Source organism: Caballeronia sp. (genome assembly GCF_049581465.1).
Taxonomy (GTDB): Bacteria; Pseudomonadota; Gammaproteobacteria; order Burkholderiales; family Burkholderiaceae; genus Caballeronia.
Genome location: NZ_JBAUSA010000426.1, coordinates 1 through 4,299, shown reverse-complemented (window position 1 = coordinate 4,299; position 4,299 = coordinate 1). Strand labels below are relative to the sequence as shown.

Sequence of the window (4,299 nt, the reverse complement as noted above, 5' to 3'; positions counted from 1 at the left end):
GCAACGCTCTCTCTGAATGTCGGCTCTGTCTAGATGTCGGCGTTGAGACGCAATGGCGGCATGCGTGCGTGGTGCGTGAATAGGCAGGCGATTATTGCTGCGAATATCTGCACTTCATAGATGCAATTTTGATGCCCGAGCGACCTATAGTTCAACGCCGACTCGTCCGGTTTTGAGGCCCGTGATCAGAGCGACCAGTCATCGTAATCGCGTGCCACCAACCGGCCCAGCGCGGCGAGATCATGTTCTGCGTGGCTCTGCCGCACAAACACCGGCAAGTCGGCACTCATCTGCGCAAACCAGCGGTCGCGACAAAAGGGCGTTGCACCCAATGCCCGCCCTGTCGCTTCCAGAACGGTGCTGACCGCCCGTTCCGTCACGCTGCGGGACCGGAGCGCGACTGTCATCGCATTGCCGTGCGGGTCATTGTCGATCCACTCAGCGGCGTCGCGCAGCACTGTGGCAGCACCGCTCAGCGCGGCATCGACGGTCCCCAGGTGTGCCCACCGATACGGATCCTCCCTACGCGCTACCGCTTGCCGCAAGGCATTCCCGAGCGCGGCCGCGGCGCCATACCAGCACGCCGCGATACCCGCTCCACCCTGCCAGAAGCCTGGCCGGCTCAGATACTCGCCCGATACGCCAACGGGTATCGTGGGTACGCCGTCGAACTCGACCTCAACACTTTGGGTTGCTGCCATGCCGACCGCGTGCCAACCTCGCTCGGTTACCCGGACACCGGGCTGCCGGAGGTTAACTGCAGCAAGCCATTTTTCCCCATGCGAGTCGCGGCAGGTGACAAGTGCATCAGTCACGAACGCCGCTCCGGAGCACCACGCTTTGGTGCCAGTGAGGGTCAGCACCGCATCCCCTTGGCGCTCCGCGTGCAAGACCGCGTCAGGAGGTTCTGCCGCCCATACAGCCCAGATGCGACCGGTCGCAGGCTGAATCGGTGCGCGGAGTTCGGCAAGAATCGCGAGCGCGTCCGTATGCGACTCGTAGATCTTCACCAGTGACAGGTCGCGGCCGGCGATTGCTGCAAGGACACGCCAGCGCGCGAGCGTCGCACCTTGGCCCGGCAGCGGCAGGGGATAAGCCGCTTCGATCAACGCGGCGCTGGCCCGCTCAAGTGTGCTGACGCTGCGGCACGGAAGATCCAGCTTGTCCAGCGTGTCATCGAGTGCAGAATATTCGTTGGAATGATTTGGCATGGCGTGACTGCAGAACGAGAGGACATCACCAGGAGATCCGCCGCGCAAGTGGTGTGCCCGGCTCAGGTCGTCGGCAACGAGGGTTCGGCTTTCGGGAGGACTGCGTCGGCCTCGGGCGTTTTTGTTGATATCCGGAGATACACCGCAGCGAGCCGGCGCAGCTCTTCTTCGGATGCGTCCTCAATGCCGATGAGTCGATTGCTCGCGGCGCGGTGCGACGACAGTAACTCGTTAAGTTTCAGGTGAAGCGCGACGCTATCCTTGTTCTGGCTCTGCTGAATCAGGAAAACCATGAGGAACGTGACGATAGTCGTGCCGGTATTAATAACCAGTTGCCATCCATCCGAGTAGTGAAATATCGGCCCCGTGATTACCCATGCGGCAACGGTCAGCACCGCCATGCAAAAGGCCGTCGGCGACCCGGCCCAGCGGGTGACCAGGCTCGCGAATCTATCGAAGGCGCGGGCCAAAGGGTGTTGGGAGGCGTACGCTGGGCTAGACGTGTCGGGCACGGTGTCAAGCTCGTCCGTCGGTGACGACTGTGCGGTGCGAGTGTTCATGGCGGACTCCTAAAACAATAGACGAACCTAGTCAGCAACTCTCGTGCCAAACTAAAATCAATGCTCGCAGGAGGAGGCAAACATGCAAGGGCTCGTGGCATTATTCGGTGAGGGAAAAGATCTGAATTCGTTACAAATGGGCATGCGAGCCGCAGCCATCTTCTTCGCCACACTTAGTCTTATCCGTATTTCAGGGCGCCGTTCCTTCGGGCAGCGCTCACCTTTCGACTATGTTGTCGCCATCCTGCTCGGCGCTACGCTAAGCCGCGTTATCGTCGGCGCCTCCCCCGCTGTCCCCACCCTCGTCGCTTCGCTCGTTATAGTGCTGGTACATCGTGCGCTCGCGTGGGCGTGCGGGTGGTCACGGACAGTGGAACAGCTCGTCGGAGGCGTCGAGCGGGAGGTCTACCGCGACGGGAAATTTAATGAGCGAGAGATGTTGGCCGCGCTCGTTTCGAGGACCGACGTCCTGGAGACAGTTCGCCAGGAATTGGGCGTCCATGGACTGGATAGAGTGCGAAGCGCAATTCTCGAGCGTAACGGCGAGATAAGCATTATCCGCAAGACGGACACGCCACAGCAGTGAGTCCCCGCCAAGTTCTAGTACGCGGGCCATGAAGCCAGACCAAGCGTCGCTGCCGCAAAGCTTGGCGCGGGATCGGTCCGGTGAGCGGGCCTCTTCGCGCCTCCGCTCAGCTAGCGACTGCGATCTCTGGCTCGTCCAACTCAGCTATTTCAGGCTCCCCAAGGAGCGGCGCTGCGCATTGACGCGCCCTCTTGAGCAAGGTCGCGCCGAACCCTGCCGGCGCCTTGAAATCCACCCGTGCGCTGGTCACGACCCTCGCCGCAGCACTCCAGGCGACGTTCTCGCCGTTTGCCAGCAGAGCCTCAACCAGCGCCACATCTTCGCTTGTTTCAATCGGCGGAAACCCGCCTGCGCGAAGGTAAGCCGCAGCAGATACCCCCAGATTCGCCCCATGAATATGACGGTGTCCGTCCGCGTCGCGATACGTGGCTGCAAAATCGCGACGAACCGCGTTGTTATGCGCGGACCAATCTTCGACGCTAACCACACCGCACACCGCGTCGCTTTCGCACGCGATCTGCTGGACAAGCCAGTCCGGGCACACGACGGTGTCGGCATCAGTAAAGGCGAGCCACCGAGCGCCTAGTGCAATCGCGACGCGCGCGCCCTCCCGCCGCGCGATCCCGACATTGCGAGCGTCCGTGGCGAGCACGTTGGCACCGAGCTCACGCGCAATGGAACCTGTTGCATCGTCACACGCATCGGCCACCACAATGACCACAGACTCTTCGTCTTTCAAGTCCGGATGGCATAGAGCGCGCAAGACTGCCTTGATGCAAACCTCGATGGTGTTAGCTTCGTTATGTGCGGGCACGATGGCAGCGATCATCTTGTCTCCAAACTTGTCGGCAAAGCTCAAGGCCCACAGGGGCAAGCGCCATGCCTACAAGGTCGGATCGGGAAAGGTGAATCGAACCCGTGCTCAATTCGCCGGAACCCGCATCCCCTTCTAATAGATATCTTTGATCCGGCCGGTCGATTTCTCTAGATTCCGCGCACGCCTTACCGTCGCTTCCACCGGTGGCGGTCACTGTTACTGCGCTATTAATTGCAAAACGATTGTTAATCTGATGTGCCGTACCATCCGTCTATCAAAACTTTAGCGTACCTAACGGTTTGGTCCCCGTTTGCCATAGGTGGCAGAACGCGGCTATGATTGGGCCCCGGTAATCCATGCCGAACTACGAAAGGAGAATGCCCTTATGATTCACGTCATCGCCACTATCATTGCGCAGCCCGGTCAACGCGACGCCGTGCTGGCACTATTCAGCAGGAACCAGCCGGCGGTGCTCGCGGAAAATGGATGCATCAGCTACGAGGCGGTAATCGACGTACCGAACTTCGGCAGTATTCAGACGCCGCTCGGCAATGACACATTTGCAGTAATCGAGCGCTGGGAAAACGCCGAAGCGTTGAAGGCGCATGGCGCCTCTGCGCATATGGCCGAATATGCACGCAATACCAAGCCGTTGCTCGCTAGCCGTGTTATCAATGTGCTGCAAGCCTGCTAAGGCGCCGACTCGCCGGGCGTGGGATAGTAGGCCGTCGTGTGCACGCGGTTAGCGAGCACGTATCCGGCCGTGCCCGCACCGACTATTACGTCCTTAGGCGATGCTGTCGGGCCAGCGCTGCATGACACTCTTGTAGCGCGTGTAAAAGCGCACCGCCTCCTGGCCGTACTGGTGATGATCGCCGAACAGCGATCGCTTCCAGCCGCCGAACGAATGCCACGCCGCGGGCACCGGACTCGGTATGTTGATGCCCACCATGCCCACCTGAATCTGCCGGATGAATGTGCGTGCCGCGCCGCCGTTCGAGGTGAAAAGCGTTACACAGTTCCCCAGTTCGTGCGCGTTGACAAGCGCTATCGCACTCGCGAGATCAGGCACGCGGACCACCGACAGGACCGGCCCGAAAATCTCTTCTCGATAGATGCTCATAT

The 4,299-nt window shown here is 60.5% G+C and carries 6 protein-coding genes; 2 read left to right on the top strand and 4 right to left on the bottom strand.

What is annotated here, in order from left to right:
* Window positions 1–185: 185 nt before the first annotated feature.
* Together WCA53_RS10710 and WCA53_RS10705 are read right to left on the bottom strand one after the other, a co-directional pair.
* Window positions 186–1,211 carry an acyl-CoA dehydrogenase family protein gene (locus WCA53_RS10710; protein WP_423908968.1) on the bottom strand — a complete coding sequence of 342 codons (1,026 nt, stop codon included), beginning with the start codon at window positions 1,209–1,211 and terminating at the stop codon, window positions 186–188.
* Between the two features lie 62 nt (window positions 1,212–1,273).
* Window positions 1,274–1,771 carry a low affinity iron permease family protein gene (locus WCA53_RS10705; protein ID WP_423908963.1) on the bottom strand — a complete coding sequence of 166 codons (498 nt, stop codon included), beginning with the start codon at window positions 1,769–1,771 and terminating at the stop codon, window positions 1,274–1,276.
* Between the two features lie 82 nt (window positions 1,772–1,853).
* Here WCA53_RS10705 and WCA53_RS10700 point away from each other — a divergent pair, with 82 nt between their 5' ends.
* Complete coding sequence (locus WCA53_RS10700) at window positions 1,854–2,357, top strand: DUF421 domain-containing protein (RefSeq protein WP_423908960.1); 504 nt, start codon at window positions 1,854–1,856, stop codon at window positions 2,355–2,357.
* A 106-nt stretch (window positions 2,358–2,463) separates the two neighbouring features.
* On the opposite strand, the gene WCA53_RS10695 is transcribed toward WCA53_RS10700, so the two are convergent.
* Window positions 2,464–3,186, bottom strand: a complete 723-nt coding sequence (locus tag WCA53_RS10695) for a glycosyltransferase (RefSeq protein WP_423908957.1) — start codon at window positions 3,184–3,186, stop codon at window positions 2,464–2,466.
* Between the two features lie 373 nt (window positions 3,187–3,559).
* Here WCA53_RS10695 and WCA53_RS10690 point away from each other — a divergent pair, with 373 nt between their 5' ends.
* Window positions 3,560–3,868 carry a putative quinol monooxygenase gene (locus WCA53_RS10690; RefSeq protein ID WP_423908954.1) on the top strand — a complete coding sequence of 103 codons (309 nt, stop codon included), beginning with the start codon at window positions 3,560–3,562 and terminating at the stop codon, window positions 3,866–3,868.
* A 93-nt stretch (window positions 3,869–3,961) separates the two neighbouring features.
* On the opposite strand, the gene WCA53_RS10685 is transcribed toward WCA53_RS10690, so the two are convergent.
* The coding region (locus WCA53_RS10685) for an aldehyde dehydrogenase family protein (RefSeq protein ID WP_423908951.1) at window positions 3,962–4,299 on the bottom strand (338 nt) is incomplete at its 5' end.

What these genes read in the sequence shown, in the direction of transcription:
- WCA53_RS10705 (WP_423908963.1), bottom strand. Translation starts at nt 1,771, where the DNA reads ATGAACACTCGCACCGCACAGTCGTCACCGACGGACGAGCTTGACACC.
- WCA53_RS10710 (WP_423908968.1), bottom strand. Translation starts at nt 1,211, where the DNA reads ATGCCAAATCATTCCAACGAATATTCTGCACTCGATGACACGCTGGAC.
- WCA53_RS10700 (WP_423908960.1), top strand. Translation starts at nt 1,854, where the DNA reads ATGCAAGGGCTCGTGGCATTATTCGGTGAGGGAAAAGATCTGAATTCG.
- WCA53_RS10695 (WP_423908957.1), bottom strand. Translation starts at nt 3,186, where the DNA reads ATGATCGCTGCCATCGTGCCCGCACATAACGAAGCTAACACCATCGAG.
- WCA53_RS10690 (WP_423908954.1), top strand. Translation starts at nt 3,560, where the DNA reads ATGATTCACGTCATCGCCACTATCATTGCGCAGCCCGGTCAACGCGAC.